13 protein-coding genes are annotated in these 17207 nt (G+C 60.0%); 9 read left to right on the top strand and 4 right to left on the bottom strand.

Translation table 11 applies throughout. The annotated features are described in order from the left end of the window. Positions 1-17: 17 nt before the first annotated feature. The 3 genes from BLR20_RS06420 to BLR20_RS06410 are packed head-to-tail and all read left to right on the top strand — an operon-like array spanning position 18 to position 4496. The gene (locus tag BLR20_RS06420; RefSeq protein WP_010426961.1) at positions 18-1811 is read left to right on the top strand and encodes a type I secretion system permease/ATPase; all 1794 of its coding nucleotides are present in this window, start codon (positions 18-20) and stop codon (positions 1809-1811) included. Further along, complete coding sequence (locus BLR20_RS06415) at positions 1808-3145, top strand: HlyD family type I secretion periplasmic adaptor subunit (protein ID WP_054993790.1); 1338 nt, start codon at positions 1808-1810, stop codon at positions 3143-3145. The genes BLR20_RS06420 and BLR20_RS06415 overlap by 4 nt, the downstream gene beginning before the upstream one ends. Position 3146: 1 nt before the next feature. Further along, complete coding sequence (locus tag BLR20_RS06410) at positions 3147-4496, top strand: TolC family outer membrane protein (RefSeq protein WP_032612524.1); 1350 nt, start codon at positions 3147-3149, stop codon at positions 4494-4496. Here the strand turns inward: BLR20_RS06410 and solA are convergent, their stop codons facing one another. The 3 genes from solA to BLR20_RS06390 form a co-directional block, all read right to left on the bottom strand. Continuing rightward, positions 4497-5672: an N-methyl-L-tryptophan oxidase gene (solA, locus tag BLR20_RS06405; RefSeq protein ID WP_054993791.1), complete on the bottom strand. Its 1176-nt coding sequence runs from the start codon at positions 5670-5672 to the stop codon at positions 4497-4499. A gap of 429 nt (positions 5673-6101) precedes the next feature. After that, complete coding sequence (locus tag BLR20_RS06395; RefSeq protein WP_010426953.1) at positions 6102-7685, bottom strand: aldehyde dehydrogenase (NADP(+)); 1584 nt, start codon at positions 7683-7685, stop codon at positions 6102-6104. A 262-nt stretch (positions 7686-7947) separates the two neighbouring features. Further along, a complete protein-coding gene (locus BLR20_RS06390) occupies positions 7948-8838 on the bottom strand; it encodes a LysR family transcriptional regulator (RefSeq protein ID WP_010426951.1) in 891 nt (296 codons plus the stop codon). Positions 8839-8942: 104 nt separating this feature from the next. Here BLR20_RS06390 and BLR20_RS06385 point away from each other — a divergent pair, with 104 nt between their 5' ends. Both BLR20_RS06385 and BLR20_RS06380 read left to right on the top strand, forming a co-directional pair. Beyond that, positions 8943-9482, top strand: coding sequence for a GNAT family N-acetyltransferase (locus BLR20_RS06385; protein ID WP_010426949.1), 540 nt, complete (start codon positions 8943-8945; stop codon positions 9480-9482). A 113-nt stretch (positions 9483-9595) separates the two neighbouring features. Then, positions 9596-10240 (top strand): TetR/AcrR family transcriptional regulator, encoded by a 645-nt coding sequence (locus BLR20_RS06380; protein WP_054993792.1) that lies wholly within the window; start codon positions 9596-9598, stop codon positions 10238-10240. Positions 10241-10278: 38 nt separating this feature from the next. On the opposite strand, the gene BLR20_RS06375 is transcribed toward BLR20_RS06380, so the two are convergent. Next, the gene (locus BLR20_RS06375) at positions 10279-13020 is read right to left on the bottom strand and encodes a beta-glucosidase (protein ID WP_010426946.1); all 2742 of its coding nucleotides are present in this window, start codon (positions 13018-13020) and stop codon (positions 10279-10281) included. Positions 13021-13514: 494 nt separating this feature from the next. Here BLR20_RS06375 and BLR20_RS06370 point away from each other — a divergent pair, with 494 nt between their 5' ends. The 4 genes from BLR20_RS06370 (at position 13515) to gspG (ending at position 17203) form a co-directional block, all read left to right on the top strand. Next, on the top strand, positions 13515-13739 hold the full coding sequence (locus tag BLR20_RS06370; RefSeq protein ID WP_010426945.1) for a hypothetical protein: 225 nt from the start codon (positions 13515-13517) through the stop codon (positions 13737-13739). 83 nt (positions 13740-13822) lie between these two features. After that, a complete protein-coding gene (gspE, locus tag BLR20_RS06365; protein ID WP_025990782.1) occupies positions 13823-15547 on the top strand; it encodes a type II secretion system ATPase GspE in 1725 nt (574 codons plus the stop codon). Beyond that, positions 15544-16746, top strand: coding sequence for a type II secretion system inner membrane protein GspF (gene gspF, locus BLR20_RS06360; RefSeq protein WP_010426940.1), 1203 nt, complete (start codon positions 15544-15546; stop codon positions 16744-16746). The genes gspE and gspF overlap by 4 nt, the downstream gene beginning before the upstream one ends. A 25-nt stretch (positions 16747-16771) precedes the next feature. Further along, entirely contained in the window at positions 16772-17203 is a 432-nt protein-coding gene (gene gspG, locus BLR20_RS06355; RefSeq protein WP_003317918.1) for a type II secretion system major pseudopilin GspG, read from the top strand. Positions 17204-17207: the final 4 nt, after the last annotated feature.

The raw sequence follows: 17207 nt of genomic DNA, 5'->3' as shown, positions 1-17207 counted from the left end.
ACCATCAAGGAACAACCATGAGTGCGTTGCCCCAAAGCGCCCGGCCGCCGCTTTATAAAGCGCTGGCTGACTACAAGAGCGCGTTGATTGGTGTCGGTTGTTTTACCGCGCTGATCAACGTGCTGATGCTCGCCCCATCGATTTACATGCTGCAAGTCTATGACCGCGTACTGACGTCGCAGAACCAGACCACTCTGGCCATGCTGACGCTGATGGTGGTCGGGTTCTTTGCGTTCATCGGCTTGCTGGAGATGGTCCGCAGCTTTGTGGTGATCCGCATCGGTAGCGAGCTGGAAAAGCGTTTCAATCTGCGCGTCTATCAGGCTGCGTTCGAGAGCAACCTGCACGCCGGACAGCGTCAGGCTGGGCAAGCGCTGGGTGATCTGACCTTCATCCGCCAGTTTCTCACCGGACCGGCGTTGTTCGCGTTCTTCGACGCCCCCTGGTTCCCCATCTACCTGGCGGTGATCTTCCTTTTCGACCCCTGGCTAGGCGTGCTCGCCAGCGTGGGGACGGTGTTGCTGGTCGGACTGGCCTGCCTCAACGAATGGCTGACCCGCAAACCGCTGGCCGAAGCCAGCGGCTACTCGCAGCAGTCTGCGCAATTGGCGACCCGACACCTGCAACAGGCCGAGGCGATCCAGGCAATGGGCATGCTCGAGGTGCTGCGGCGTCGCTGGTTTCATGTGCACGGGCGCTTTCTGGCCCTGCAAAACCGTGCCAGTGATACTGGAGCGGTGATCAGTTCGATCAGCAAGGCCCTGCGCCTGTGCCTGCAGTCGCTCGTGCTTGGCCTGGGCGCACTGCTGGTGATAAATGGAGACATGACCGCAGGCATGATGATCGCCGGCTCGATCCTTATGGGGCGGGTCCTCAGCCCCATCGACCAACTGATCGCAGTCTGGAAGCAATGGAGCTCTGCACGCCTGGCTTACGGGCGCCTGGACCAGCTACTCAAGACCTATGCCGAGCCCGCGCCGCGCATGCCACTGCCGGCACCGCGCGGTCAGATCAGTGCGGAACAGGTCAGCGCTGCGCCTCCCGGCAAAACGTCGCCCACGATTCAGCAAGTGAGCTTTCAACTGCAAGCCGGTGAAGTACTCGGCGTACTGGGTGCATCCGGTTCCGGCAAGTCGACCCTGGCACGCGTGCTGGTCGGTGTCTGGCCAGCGCTGGGCGGAACGGTACGTCTGGACGGGGCCGACATGCATCGCTGGGACCGAGAGGCGCTGGGACCCTATATTGGTTATCTGCCGCAAGACATCGAGCTGTTCGGTGGCACCGTGGCAGAAAATATCGCGCGCTTTCGCGAGGGCGACGCGAGCGCTGTGGTCGCTGCCGCGCAACTGGCGGGCGTACACGAATTGATTCTGCGCCTGCCGCAAGGCTACGACACGCGGCTGGGTGATGATGGCGCTGGCTTGTCCGGCGGTCAGAAACAGCGCGTCGCGTTGGCCCGTGCGCTGTACGGCGACCCGCGACTGGTGGTGCTCGATGAGCCCAACTCCAATCTGGATGCTGCGGGTGAGGCGGCCCTGACTCAGGCGATTGCCGAACTCAAGAGCCGCGGCTGCACCGTTGTGCTCGTCACCCACCGTACGCAGTCGCTGAACCAGACCGATCGCCTGCTGGTGCTGAGCGAAGGTCGCATGCAGGCATTTGGCGCTACGGCTCAGGTGCTGCAGGCCTTGTCCGGACAGCCATCGTCGGCGCAGGCAGCGCAAGCGCACCCTCAATCGCAATCTCGCCCGGCAGCCGGGCTTTCCATGAGCCGTCAATACGGCACGCAGAACAGGCAGTCCGACGTATGAACAGCCCTATCGACACTCATTACGCCGTGCCGGGCAAGGAGCGTGGCGTGCAGTTCTTCGTTCGCGCGGGCTGGATTCTCATGCTGGCGGGGGCGGGCAGTTTTTTTCTGTGGGCCAGTCTTGCCCCTCTGGATCAGGGCATTGCCGTGCAGGGGACGGTGGTGGTCTCTGGCAAACGCAAGGCCGTGCAATCGCTGGATGGCGGCGTGGTCAGCAAAATTCTGGTCAGTGAAGGTCAACTGGTCAAAGAGGGCGAACCGCTGTTTCGCCTTGATCAGACTCAGGTCGAAGCCGACGTGCAATCGTTGCGAGCCCAGTATCGAATGGCCTGGGCCAGCCTGGCGCGCTGGCAAAGCGAGCGCGACAACCTGGACGAGGTGCGTTTTCCCGCAGAACTGATTGCGGCCGGACAGGGGCAAGACCCCGACCCACGGCTGGCGCTGGTGCTTGAAGGGCAGCGGCAGTTGTTCAGCAGCCGACGCCAGGCCCTGGCGCGCGAGCAGTCCGGCCTGCAGGCGAGCATCGAGGGTGCCGGGCTGCAGCTCGCCGGCATGCGCCGTGCCCGTTCGGACCTGCTGGCTCAGGCCGACTCGTTACGCAAGCAACTGAGTAACCTGGAGCCCTTGGCGCAGAACGGATTCATTCCTGGCAATCGCCTGCTGGAGTTCCAGCGCCAGCTTTCTCAGGTGCAACAGAGCCTGGCGCAAAATGCGGGCGAAACCGGACGTATAGAGCAAGGTATCGTCGAATCGCGTTTGCGCCTTCAACAGCAGCGTGAGGAGTACCAGAAAGAGGTGCGCAGCCAATGGGCCGATGCCCAGGTCAAGGCGCTTACCCTTGAGCAGCAGCTGGCCTCGGCCGGTTTCAGTCTGCAACACAGCGCAATTCTTGCGCCTGCCGATGGCATCGCCGTCAATCTGGGCGTGCACACCGAAGGTGCGGTAGTGCGTGCCGGTGAAATGCTGCTGGAAATCGTTCCGCAAGGTACGCGGCTGGAAGTCGAAGGGCGGCTGCCGGTGCAACTGATCGACAAGGTCGCCAGCCATCTGCCGGTCGACATTCTCTTCACCGCGTTCAATCAAAGCCGCACGCCGCGGGTTTCCGGTGAGGTGAGCCTGATTTCCGCCGACCAGATGCAGGATGAAAAAACCGGCCAGCCGTATTACGTGCTGCGTACCTCGGTGGGCGACGCGGCGCTTGAAAAACTCAACGGGCTGGTGATCAAACCCGGCATGCCCGCTGAAATGTTCGTGCGCACGGGTGAACGCTCGCTGCTCAATTATCTGTTCAAACCTTTGCTGGACCGTGCCGGCTCCGCGTTGACGGAGGAATAGGATGTTTCGTCATCCCCTTAAAGCCGCTTTGCTGACGGCCATCCTGCTGGGCGTTGCGCCTTTGAGTCAGGCTATGGGCCCGTTTGAGGTCTATGAACTGGCGCTGCGCAATGACCCCGTTTATCTGGGCGCACTCAAGGAGCGCGACGCGGGCCTGGAAAACCGGGTGATCGGTCGTGCCGGCTTGTTGCCTCGTGTGTCGTACAGCTACAACAAAGGACGCAACGATTCCAAGGCGACCCTCAAGGGCAGCGCTCAAGACAGCACTGACCACCGCCACTACAACAGCTTCGGTTCAAGCCTGACGGTTCAGCAGCCATTGATCGATTACGAAGCGTACGCCAATTACCGCAAGGGGCTGGCTCAGGCGCTGTTTGCCGACGAGACCTTTCGCAGCAAGAGCCAGGAATTACTGGTGCGGGTGTTGACCCTGTACACCCAGGCACTCTTCGCTCAGGACCAGATCAATATCGCCCGTGCCAAGCAGCAGGCGTTCGAGCGCCAGTTCGCGCAGAACCGGCAGATGTTCGAGCGGGGAGAGGGCACACGCACCGATATTCTCGAAGCGGAGTCGCGCAACGAACTGGCGATTGCCGAGCAGATCGAAGCCAGCGATGAGCAGGACGCGTCGTTGCGCGAGCTGGCCGCATTGCTGGGCACGCCGAGTATCGATATTGCGCAGCTGGAGCCGTTGAGGGACAGCTTTCAGGCGTTGGTCCTGGCACCCTCCAGCTTTACCGAGTGGCATGCGCTGGCCATGGCCAACAGCCCGATCCTGGCCTCGCAACGTCAGTCCCTGGAAGTGGCGCGATACGAGGTGGAGCGCAACCGCGCAGGGCATCTGCCGACGGTGAATGCCTATGCAAGTATCCGCCAGAATGAATCGGACAGCGGCAACACCTACAATCAGCGTTACGACACCAATACGATAGGCATCGAACTCAGCCTTCCGCTGTACGCCGGCGGTGGCACCAGCGCCTCGGTGCGCCAGGCCAACAGCAAGCGCGAGCAGGCTGAATACGAGCTGGACGGCAAGACCCGCGAAACCCTGATCGAGCTGCGTCGCCAGTTCAACGCCTGCGCGTCAGGGGTGAGCAAGTTGCGCGCCTATCAGAAAGCGCTGATCTCGGCGCAGGCACTGGTCGAATCGACCCGCCAGAGCATTCTGGGTGGTGAGCGCATCAGCCTGGATGCCCTCAATGCCGAGCAGCAGCTTTACAGTACTCGTCGCGATCTGGCGAAAGCCCGTTACGACTATCTGATGGCCTGGATCAAACTGCATTACTACGCGGGCACCCTGCGCGACACCGATCTGGCGCGCATCGACGAGGCTTTCGTGGTGGCGCGCTGATCAGCCCTGCCTGGCGAAACGTTGCAGTGAAAAGGCCGAGAGATCCACCTCGCTCTCGCCGTCAATACAGCGTTGCGCCAGCGCCAGTCCGAGCCCGGCCGAATGCTTGAAACCGTGGCCGGAACAGGCCGAGACCACCGTCACGTTTTTCAGGTGCGGGTGTTCATCGATGATGAAGTGGCTGTCCGGCGTGACGGTGTAGGCGCAGACCGAAGACTTGATCACCTTCGGCGTCAGTCCCGCAATCCTGCCCTGCACCTGGGTCCGGAACATTTCCTGCTTTTCCCTCGCGGTAATGGTGCGGTCCAGTTGCTCAGCCGCTGACGTCTCGGTGTATTGCTCGGTGGCGACCTTCATGCTGTTTTCGCCGGGCAGCGGCGGGAAGCCGTAATTGACATCGGCCTCGCCGGGCCCGTGACTCAGGATGAAGCTTGGCGAAGGCGCAGCAAAGGCAGCCTCGCGCTGCAACTCGAACCAGAACAGCTTTTGCCGGCACACCCGCAGCAGGTCGCTGAACGGTGCGCCGAGCAACCCGGACGACCACATGCCCGCGCTGACCACGACCTTGTCGGCGATGATCGAGCCCTTGTCGGTGGTGATTCGTACCTGATCGCCATGCGCCTGTAGCTGCGTGACTGTTTCATGGGTCAGCAAACGCGCGCCGTGTTGCCTTGCCAGCTTGAGCTGTACGGCGATGCAGCGCTCGGGCCGAACGAATCCGCCCTCTGGTTCGAAATAGCCGATGGCGCTATCCAGCACAGGAGCGAACTGAGGAAAGCGCTCGCGAATCGCTACGGCTGCCAATACCTCGTGCTTCACCTCATAAGTGCGGGCCAGCGCAATGGTCTGATGGGTGAAGTCGTTAACGTCTGCTGGGTCGTAGGACGGGCTTGAGGTCATCACCAGCACACCGCACTGCTCGAACAGCGACTCGCCGCTCAATGCTTCAAGTTCGCGCCAGATGCGCTGCGAGCTGCGTACCAGTGGCAGGTATTGCGGACCTTCACCGGCCGACAGCCGCGTGATGCGTGTATCGCCGTGGCTGGAGCCTTGTGTGTGCGGAGGGTCGTAGCGGTCGATACCAATCACATCGACTCCGGCCTTTGCCAACTGATAGGCAGTGGCCGCACCCATGGCACCCAGGCCGAGTACGGCCACTTTACAACGCTGTTGCATGATTGGCGCCTCGATAAATCGTCTATTTCACGCTGCATAGTCTGACGAATCAACCGCCAGATGTGCATAAGGTTATGTCAGGCTGCCTCGTGGGCCATTACAGCTGCCATCACTCCGGGATTCCAGGCGCCCGTCAAAAATTTACGCTTGCACTGCTCAGGGTTTTTAAGGTCCGAAATCGATGAAAAGTTGTCCACGGAAATCGTGGGTATGTCTGTGGGTAACTTTTTGAAACCCTTGTTACACGTGGCTTACAGCTGTGTGGTTATTTTATGAACAGCCCATGTTTTGCACTTCTATGGTGCTGTCATCCGAGTAGAAAACCGGTCCGCTATAAGCGACTTCGGGCACAAAAAAGAAATATTTTCCAAAAAAAAGCGCGACCCTCATCAGGTCGCGCTGCTGTGTTGCGGTTCCGGCCGATGGCGATTACGCGACAGGCTGGTCGCTCCATTCACCATTGACCAGACGACGCAGACCCAACGGGTTGGCGTTCTGCAACGCAGGTGGCAACTGACTGTCCGCCAGGTTTTGATAGCACACAGGGCGCAGGAAACGATCGATGGCGAGGGTGCCCACCGAGGTACCGCGTGCGTCCGAGGTTGCCGGGTATGGGCCGCCGTGAACCATGGCCTCGCAGACCTCGACACCGGTCGGGTAGCCGTTGAACAGAATGCGTCCGACCTTCTCTTCGAGAATCGGCTGCAGCCAGCTGTACTGGCTCAAGTCCGCAGGCTCGCCGATCACGGTCGCAGTCAGCTGACCACGCAAGGCTTGCAGCGCGTCTTTCAACTGCGCATCGTCAGCGACTTCGATCAGCAGCGTGGTCGGGCCGAAGACTTCCTCTTGCAGCAACTGATCACCGTTCAGCAGCAGGCTCACGTCAGCCTTGAACAACTGCGCCTGAGCCTGCTTGCCTTCCTGTGGCTTGCCGGCTAGATGCGTCACGCCAGGATGCGAGAGCAGGTGTTCCACACCCTTGCTGTAACTGCGCAGGCCACCTGCGTTAAGCATGGTCTGTGGAGCCTGACTGCCCATCTGTTCGGTCAGTTGCTCGATGAAAGCCGAGAACGCCGGAGAGCGCAGGCCGATGACTACGCCGGGATTGGTACAGAACTGACCGGCACCCATGACCACCGAGCCGGCAAGCTCCTTGGCCACGGTTTCACCACGTGCCTGCAAGGCGCCTGGCAGCAGCACGACCGGGTTGATACTGGACATCTCGGCAAAGACCGGAATGGGTTGTGGACGTTCTGCAGCCATTTTGCACAGCGCATTTCCGCCGTTCAGCGAACCGGTGAAACCGACCGCCTGGATAGCCGGGTGCTTGACCAGACCTTCACCGACGCCGTTGCCGAAGATCATGTTGAACACGCCTTTGGGCATCTGCGTGCGCTCGGCAGCGCGAATGATTGCGCTGGCCACCAGATCGGCAGTCGCCATGTGGCCGCTGTGCGCCTTGAACACTACCGGGCAACCGGCGGCCAGTGCTGCTGCGGTATCACCGCCCGCAGTGGAAAACGCCAGCGGGAAATTGCTCGCTCCGAACACGGCAACCGGGCCCACCCCGATGCGGTACTGACGCAGGTCGACGCGTGGCAGCGGCTTGCGATCCGGCAGCGCCAGGTCGATACGTGCACCGACGAAATCACCGCGACGCAGAACCTTGGAAAACAGACGCATCTGGCCACTGGTACGACCGCGCTCGCCCTGAATACGTGCTTGGGGCAGGGCGGTTTCCTGGCAGACGATGGCGACAAAATCATCGCCCAGTCCGTCGAGCTCATCAGCAATGGCGTCGAGGAAATCGGCGCGACGGGCCGGGCTCAGTTGACGAAATTCCGGGAATGCGGCTTTGGCAGCCAGTGCTGCGGCGTCGATTTCGCCATCGGTGGCCTGATGAAAGCTGTAAGGCAGCTCTTCACCGGTGGTGGCATCCAGGCTTTTTTGCAGGCTCTGGCCCAAAGCGCTGCGGCCGCCAGCGATGAAGTTCTGGCCGAGAATGTTAGGCATCGGTATCTCCTGTTGTTTTGAGGTTGGAGGTCGGCAGGGAGGGTATCCAGACCGGCGCTCCTTATGGGTTGCCGAGTTGCTTTACAGATTGTCAGTGATGGGGCGTCTAAAAGCAGGCCGGCCATCATTTTTCGGTTATCAGTGGGCAGTCATCGTACAACCTGATTCGCTGCCTGTGCAACTGTCGACCTGATTTGCCATGCCGAGTGCCGTTGCTCTTTATAGTGCATGGGCACAGTCGAGCCTCTAGGGTGGCGCGCCTTCATGACCTTTTGAGGTCTTGCAGCGCATCCAGCACCTGACGCAGGGCCTTGCTGACTGGTTTGTCCTGGCGCAAGGCAATTCCCAATGTGCGACTCAGCGCTGTTGCCAGCGGCAGCATTTGCAAGCCGCGGCGATGGTGGAGCGCAGCGACGGCCATTCGCGGCACGATACTGTAGCCCAGGTCTGCAGCGACCATTTCCTTGATTGCCTCGATGCTGCCCAGCTCCATGACCGGTTTGACGCGGATCCCTGCCCGCAGGAACCATTCATCGATCAGCAGACGCGTGCTGCTGCCAGCTTCAAATACCACCAGCGGCTGTCCGCTGAGGCGCTCCGGGGTCATGTGGGCCGGCATCGGTCGCTGGCTGCTGGCGAAAATCGCGACGAACTCATCCTCAATCAGTGGCGTGATGTGCAGGCTTCGACCGGAAGCGGGCAGGGTGACCAGTGCCAGATCCAGAAGATTTTCTTCCACCGCCTTGAGGATGCCGTCGGTGTTGCCGGTACTGACGCGCACATCCAGTTCGGGGAAGCGCCGCCGCAGCGCCTGCAACATGGGCGGCAGCAGGTGGATACAGGCTGTCGCGCCGGTGCCGATTGCGATTTTTCCGGCAATGCCGCTGGCATGGCTGGACAGCTCCTGAAGGGCGTCTTCGACCACCGCATCGATGCGCGCGATATGTTCCAGCAGTACATTGCCAGCCGAGGTAGGTTTGAGGCGCTTGCCGACCCGTTCGATCAGTTGCAGCTTCAGTTGATCTTCCAGCTGTCGCACCTGCAGGCTGACCGCTGGCTGGGTCAGGTGCAGACGCTCTGCCGCCGCAGAAAAACTGCCATGGGCAATGACCAGCGCAAACGTGTGCAGGTGATTGAGGTTCAACCGGCGCATGACAAAGTATTTCTTATGCTGAGGATGACAAATCATAGCTTTTTTAATGGCGTGGTGAGCGGCATGATTGCGGCCATTCACAGACATTCGTACAGAGCCTGGACATGACTTCAACCTTTGACCTGCGTGACGCCCGCGACGATGACATGCCCGCTGTACAGGCGATTTACGCTGACCACGTGCTGCACGGTATTTCCAGTTTCGAGCTGGAGCCGCCCGATCTTGCCGAATTGCTGCAGCGTCGCTGCACGGTCCTCGCCAAAGGCTTGCCGTATCTGGTCGCCGAGCGCGCCGGAGAAATTCTCGGCTATGGCTATGTCACGCCGTACAGGCCACGTCCAGGCTACCGCTTCACGGTGGAGGATTCTGTGTATGTGCGCGATGGGCTTGGTGGTCAGGGGATCGGCCATGCGCTGTTGAATGCCCTGGTGAAGCACTGCGAAGCGGGTGGCTGGCGGCAGATGATTGCGGTTATCGGCAATAGCCAGAACATCGCTTCGTTGCGCCTGCATGAGCGTCTTGGCTTTCGCCGGGTCGGGGTGTTTGAATCGGTCGGCTTCAAGCATGGCCGTTGGGTAGATACGGTACTGATGCAGCGCATGCTCGGCGAAGGCTGGGGCAGTGTTCCGGTGGAACGCACCTGAGCCTGTCACGGCGCTGCTGTACAAGATGAAATTGTCGAACAATCCGGCTCAACAGCGTTGCCAGCGCTTGCCTGAATCGTTAGGGTACGCGGCTGTTCAAGAAGGAGCCTGATATGACTCGGCATGACCCCACGGAAACGGGCACGGCAGTCACCCGACAGCGGCGCGCGCCAAAGGGCGAAAAGCGCCGCGAAGAACTGCTCAATGCGGCCCTGCAAGTGTTTTCCCTTGAAGGCTATACCGGCGCTTCAGTGGCCAAAGTGGCGGCCATCGTCGGTATTTCCGTCGCCGGATTGCTGCACCATTTTCCGAGCAAGATCTCGCTGCTGATGGGCGTACTTGAGCGACGCGATGAGGTCAACGGCCGAATTGCTGCCGAAGTCCGTACCGATAACACCTTGACCGGTCTGCTCGGCGGCTTGCGTGCGATCAACCGCTCCAACGCCACGGCACCTGGCGTAGTGCGTGCGTTTTCGATCCTCAATGCTGAAAGCCTGTTGGAAAACCAGCCTGCCTATGAATGGTTCCAGACGCGCTACGAGCGTATTCACGCGCACTTGCTGGGACAGTTTTCGGCCTTGGTGGAGCGCGGGGAGGTACGTGCGGATGTGGATCTGGACAATATCGTCCGGCAGCTTCTGGCGATGATGGATGGTTTGCAGATTCAGTGGTTACGCTTTCCCGATCAGGTGGACCTGGTCGAGTGTTTCGATACCTACATTGCGCAGGTCGATGCAGCGGTAAGGGCTCGTCCCTGAGCCTTTATTTGTCCGTTTACCCTTCAGTCAGCTAACGCTTACTCAACGGTCTGCTTGAATACACCGCCGGTCTTGACCGGTGGTTTCTCGACCAGAACCGAGTTCAGAGCGGAGCGTGGCAGCGGGTTGCTGGTGGTGGTCGACAGTTCCTGACGGAACGAGTTGACCAGCTTGGCGTTCAGGCGGATGTCCTGCGACGACGAACCGAGCGAGATGTTGAAGGTGTCGGCATCGACCACCCACTGCTTGCTCTTCTCGTCGAAGTAGGCCAGCGAGCGATCATTCAGCTCGATGGTCACACGCTTGCTTTCACCCGGCTTGAGGAACACCTTCTTGTAGCCTTTGAGTTCCTTGATCGGACGCTCGACTTTCGGGTTCTGCTGGCCCACGTACAGCTGAGCGACTTCCGAACCACCGACCTTGCCAGTGTTGCTCAGGTCGAAGGACACCTTGATCGGCGTATTGCCGACCGCGACGCCCGGCGTGACCTTGATGTTGCTGTAGCCGAACGTGGTGTACGACATACCGTAACCGAACGGGTAGAGCGGCTTGATGCCTTTCTTCTCGTATCCGCGATAACCCAGCAGCAGGTCATCCTTGTAATCCATGTCAGTCAGAGTGTTCTGATTGTCGAATTTCGGGAAGGAAGCGTAAGCCGGGTTGTCTTCGATGTTGCGTTCGATACTGATCGGCAGCTTGCCCGACGGGTTGACCTTGCCGAACAGGATTTCGGCGAGGGCCTGACCACCGTTCTGACCTGGGTAGAAAGCATGCAGCGCTGCTGGAACCTGTTCGATCCAGTCGCTCATCTTCAGACCTGTACCGCCGTACATGGTCACCACGGTGTTCGGGTTGACCTTGGCGATGTTCTGGATCAGCTCGTTCTGGAACTCGGGCAGATCGAAGCTGTGGTCGAAACCTTCACCTTCGTATTCGTTGCTGTTACCCACGGCAACCACGACGGCGTCATAGCCGGACAGGTCCTGAGGAGCGTTCAGTGAGGCGGAGCTCAACTGCACACCTACCAGGCCGCCCATGGTCGACAGGTAGCCGGCACGACGCGAGTACTCGAGCTTCACGTCGTAAGACTGGCCCGCTTCCAGATTGATCTTGGCGAACTCTGGAATGGTTGGCGGAATGCTGTTGCCCGGAAGCGGCTTGCCGTCACCGTTGTCGATGATTTTCTTGCCGTTGACCCACAGACGCACGGCGCCGTCGGCACGCACCTTGAACACCTGCTCGCCGCTCTGGGTCGGGGTGACCTTACCGGTGTAGCGAATCGAAGTAGACGACGTATCGCCATTCAACTGGCCAGCGGTCGAACCTTTGGTGGCGTACGGATCGGACGTCGAAGTGTTGCTTTCGAACGGCAGATTCTTGTCGTTGGCCCAGTCCAGGTCAACATGCTTCTCGGTACGGGTGACAGCTGCATCACCGGACCAGTTGGTGTTGCTGAAGTACTCGACCTTCATGCCCTGGACTTCATTGCCAGTTGCGTCGGTGGTGGTCCAGGCACTGGTGCTTGGGTCCAGCGACAGGCCTTCAATGAAGTCGACCTTGGCGTTAGGCGCGATTTGCTGCAGGCCGCTCAATTCGCTGACGTAATGGCTGGCCATGACGTTGGCGCTGCCGAAACCGGTCGGTGGCGAGTACTTGGCCAGGGTGCCGACAACGGCGATTTTCTTGACTTTCTGCTTGTCCAGCGGCAGCAGATTGTCCTGGTTTTTCAGCAGTACGATACCTTCACGCGCAGCGTTCAGAGCGACCTTGTTGCTGGTCGAGCTGTTCATGTTGTGCGTGGTCAGCGGCGTCTTGCTGTCGAACTTGTACAGGTAGATCTGCTTGAGAATACGACGGACCTTGTCGTCGATGGTCGCAGCGCTCAGGTCGCCGGCGTCCAGATGCGGCTTCAGCACGGAGCTGTTCATCTGGTAGCCCATCATGTCCAGGTCGGTACCGGCGCGGGCAGCGTTGAAACCGTGAACGACAGCGTTGTAGTCGCTCTGTACGAAGCCTTTGAAGCCCCATTCCTTCTTCAGGATCTGAGCGATCAGGTGCTCGCTTTCGCAGGCGAATTCACCGTTCACTTTCTGGAAGGCACACATCATCATCGCCACGTTGCCGTTTTTCGACGACGACTCGAACGCAGGCAGCGACATTTCGCGCAGTACGCGCTCGCTCATCTTCTGGTCGAGGTTGAAGCGGTTGCTTTCCTGATCGTTGGCCGCGTAGTGCTTGGCGTTGGCCCATACACCACGAGACTGGATACCGTTGATGACGCCTGGTGCCAGGCTGGCGCCGAGGAACGGGTCTTCACCGGAGAGGTATTCGAACGCACGGCCGCCGAACGGCATGCGATACAGGTTGACGCCGGGGCCAGTGATGAACTGGTAGCCGCCGACGGCAGTGTCATAACCCAGCGCGCGACCGAGGTCGATGGCACGACGAGGGTTGAAGGTCGCGGCCAGGTTAGGGCCGGACGGGTAGACAACACCCTGATCGTTGCCTTCGCTGGTGTAACGCACGCCCACACCACCGTCAGCGCCGTGGATCTGCGGGATGCCGTAGTTGTTCAGCGGCTTGACGTCCCAGCCGCCGGTGCCGCCAATGTAGGCCAGCTTTTCTTCCATGGTCATCTTGGCCAGGGTTTTCTGTGCGGCTTTTTCGGCGCGATCTTCACGCCCTTGTTGCACGGTAGGGTCAGCGGCGTGCACCTGGGATACTGCCAATGCCAGCAAGGCCAGCGCCGAGTGCGCGCCTATCATCTTTCGCTTGTTCATATTGCTCTCCAACTGCGTTTCAAATAACTGTCTGCCTGCGCACGTGCACAGGATAAATGCGTTCTTATTTACTGCTTTCGGCCAACTTTTCTGTGGGCAACAGTTTCCCGTCGTCGCGTTTATTCCCTGTTGTAAGGGCGCGAGGTAGGACTCCTTAGTTACCGTATTAGTTTTGTTTGGCGGTTATTTTTTTACTTGCCGCGTGCCATCATATCGACATCGCATGATGGCTTTTTGAATCTACAAAACGATACAATTAAGTATAAAACAAGGCATAAATGTCAAATAAAAGCGTATTTTTCTTCGATTTCGTATTTTTTCTTTACAATTGAGGAACTCTTGTTAAACCTACTGGTCGATGGGTTTAAGATTTTTCAGGACGAAGAAAGACAGCTCGCAAGTTGCGAAGTATGCTGTGCGCTAATTCTTGGCCGGTTTCTATAACTGCCCCGCTTTTTTGCGGAGCTCTTTTTGTTTTTCGAGGAGTTAATACGATGAAGTTTTCCATGATGAGTGCCGGTGTGGTTTTAGGTCTTGCCCTGAGTGGTGCAGTCTTTGCTGACGACGCTACCGACGCAGACGCAACTTCCGGCGCCAGCGACGAGACCGTGATGACCCAGACCCAGGACACCAAGGCGGCGCAGAAGGCGCAAAACCAGAAGACCGAAACAAAAGGTGGTCGCCCGCAGAACGCAACCCCTCAAAAGCAGTCAAACTGATCGTTTGAAGCCTTTGAGCGCAGCACTCTCCAGGCGGAGAGTGCTGTAATATGTCCCTCCGAAGTAGCAAAATGCCCTCATTCATGCCGTCAGCTCCCGTCGATGTTTCCCGTCTGCTCATTCCGGATGCCCAGCAGGTCTGTGCCTGGCTGATAGAAAATGCCGGACTGAAAACGGCCGATCTGGAGCGCGCGCAGCGTTTGCAGCAGGAGTCTGAAGGCACTGAGTTGCTCGGGCTGCTGACGCGTCTGGGCCTGGTTTCCGAATTCGAGCTGGCCCGCGCATGGGCAGCATTGCTGCAGGCACCGTTATTGCTCGCCGACGCCGTGCCACCGCTGCTGGATCCTTTGCCGCCGCTGACCGAACGCTTCATGCGCCACTATCAAGTCGTGCCGGTAGGCTGGAGCGATCATGGCCTGCAAGTGCTCAGCGCCAACCCCGGCACGCTGTACCCGTTTCAGGCTATTGCCTATGCCTGCGAGGTGCCGGTGCGACTGTCCATCGGCCCGCGCAATGAGGTCGAGACCCTTATCGAACGCTACTACGGCCAGGGCCGTTCGGCGATGGGCACCCTGATCGAGAACCTGGATGAGGAGGGCGGCTCGCTGGAAGACATCGAGCACCTCAAGGACCTGGCCTCCGAAGCGCCGGTCATTCGTCTGGTCAACCTGATCCTGCAGCGCGCGGTCGAGCAGCGTGCGTCAGACATTCATATCGAGCCCTTCGAGAGCCAGTTGAAGGTGCGCTATCGCATCGACGGTGTCTTGCACGAAGCCGAGGCACCGCCGTCCAGCTCCTCGGCGGCGGTGATTTCCAGGGTGAAGATCATGGCGCGGCTGGACATCGCCGAGCGTCGTCTGCCGCAGGACGGCCGGATCATGCTGCGCATCCAGGGCAAGGAGCTGGACCTGCGGGTATCGACAGTGCCCACCAGCTTTGGCGAATCGGTGGTCATGCGTCTGCTGGACCGACAGACCATCAACTTCGATTTCCCGAGCCTGGGTTTCGATGGCGAACGGCTGGACGAATTTCTCGACGTGCTGGAGCGTCCGCACGGCATTCTGCTGGTCACCGGGCCGACCGGTTCCGGCAAGACCACCACGCTGTATACCGCGCTGTCACGGCTCAATACTGCCGAGCGCAAGATCATTACCGTTGAAGACCCGGTCGAGTATCAGCTCGAAGGCATCAACCAGATTCAGGTCAAGCCTTCCATCGGCCTGGATTTCGCCGGGGCGCTACGCTCCATCGTGCGTCAGGACCCGGATGTCATCATGATCGGTGAGATGCGCGACCTGGAAACCTGCCGTATTGCCATCCAGTCCTCGTTGACCGGTCACCTGGTGCTCTCGACGCTGCACACCAACAGCGCAGCGGCGAGTATTACCCGCTTGCTGGACATGGGCGTCGAAAGCTACCTGATCGCTTCGACGGTCAACGGAATTCTGGCTCAGCGCCTGGTCCGTCGCCTCGATCCGGCGACCCGTGAAGCCTTCGATGCGCCGCCTGAGCTGATCGCCGAACACGGGCTGGAGCGTTTCACTGACGAGCGGCCCATCCGTCTGTATCGCCCGCGTGCCGATGCGCCCGGCGGCGGCTATCGCGGGCGCAGTGCAATCACCGAACTGCTGGTGATGAACGAAGAACTGCGCAGTCTTTTGATGCGCCACGCCGACGCCTCGACGCTGGAAGAGGCGGCCCGACGTGGCGGCTTGCGCACGCTGCATGAAGAGGGCCTGCGTCAGGCCGTGGCCGGGGTGACTTCGCTGGAAGAAGTGCTGCGCGTCACCCGTGGTGAAGGCACATGAGTCTGTTCAAGTACCGCGCGCTGGATGCTCAGGGCGCGCCGCAGAATGGCACGCTGGAGGCCCGCGATCAGGATGCCGCCATTGCCGCATTGCAGAAGCGTGGCCTGATGGTCCTGCAGGTCGATGCTGCCGGTCTGGGCGGTTTGCGCCGTGCGCTGGGCAGCGGCCTGCTCAATGGCGCGGCGCTGGTCAGCTTTACCCAGCAGCTCGCAACGTTGCTCGGTGCGGGGCAACCGTTGGAACGATCGCTTGGAATTCTGCTCAAACAGCCTGGACAACCGCAGACCAAAGCGTTGATCGAGCGCATTCGTGAGCAGGTCAAGGCTGGCAAGCCGCTGTCCGTGGCGCTCGAAGAAGAGGGCAGCCAGTTCTCGCCCCTCTATATAAGCATGGTCCGCGCCGGTGAAGCCGGTGGCGCACTGGAAAGCACGCTGCGCCAGCTCAGCGATTACCTGGAGCGCAGCCAGTTGCTGCGTGGCGAGGTGATCAACGCGCTGATCTATCCGGCCTTTCTGGTAGTGGGCGTGTTGGGCTCTCTGGCCCTGTTGCTGGCCTATGTCGTGCCGCAATTCGTACCGATCTTCAAGGATCTGGGCGTGCCGATTCCGTTGATCACCGAGGTCATTCTCAACCTCGGAGAGTTTTTGAGCGACTACGGGCTGGCGGTGCTGGCGGGCCTGATCGCGTTGTTTTGGGGCATGGCCATTCGCATGCGCGACCCGCAGCGTCGCGAGCGCCGTGACCGCCGTTTGCTGGGCATTCGGGTGATCGGTCCTTTACTGCAGCGCATCGAGGCAGCACGCCTGACGCGAACCCTCGGTACGCTTTTGACCAATGGAGTGGCGTTGTTGCAGGCGCTGGTGATCGCTCGCCAGGTCTGCACCAATCGTGCCCTGCAGGCGCAGGTCGAGCAGGCGGCCGAGTCAGTCAAGGGCGGCGGTACGCTGGCCAGCGCGTTCGGCGCGCAGCCGTTATTGCCGGATCTGGCGCTGCAAATGATCGAGGTCGGCGAACAGGCTGGCGAACTGGACACCATGCTGATGAAGGTCGCCGATGTGTTCGACGTCGAGGCCAAGCGCGGTATCGACCGCATGCTGGCGGCACTCGTACCGGCGCTGACAGTGGTGATGGCGGGCATGGTCGCGGTGATCATGCTGGCCATCATGCTGCCGCTGATGAGCCTGACCAGCAATATCTGAATTCATGAAATAGGAAACCATTCCGATGACTTTTAGCCGTACACGTTTCAAACCCGCACGTCGACAGGGCGGTTTCACTTTGCTGGAAATGCTCGCCGTTATCGTATTGCTGGGCATCGTTGCGACCATCGTCGTGCGTCAGGTGGGCGGCAACGTCGACAAGGGCAAATACGGCGCAGGCAAGGCTCAGTTGGCCAGCCTGGGCATGAAGATCGAAAGCTACGCGCTGGACGTCGGTTCGCCACCCAAGACCTTGCAGCAATTGACCGAGAAACCGGGCAATGCGTCTAACTGGAACGGCCCTTATGCGAAGCCTTCGGACCTCAAAGACCCGTTCGGCCATGCATTCGGCTACCGCTTCCCGGGCCAGCACGGCAGCTTCGACCTGATCTTCTACGGCCAGGATGGTCAGCCGGGCGGCGAAGGGTACAGCGCCGACCTGGGCAACTGGGAGTAACGCT

The sequence above is a fragment of the Pseudomonas congelans genome, assembly GCF_900103225.1.
GTDB classification, from domain to species: Bacteria; Pseudomonadota; Gammaproteobacteria; order Pseudomonadales; family Pseudomonadaceae; genus Aquipseudomonas; species Aquipseudomonas congelans.
The sequence above is the reverse complement of the archived record's forward strand: the minus strand, read 5'-3'. Positions and strand labels throughout refer to the sequence as shown.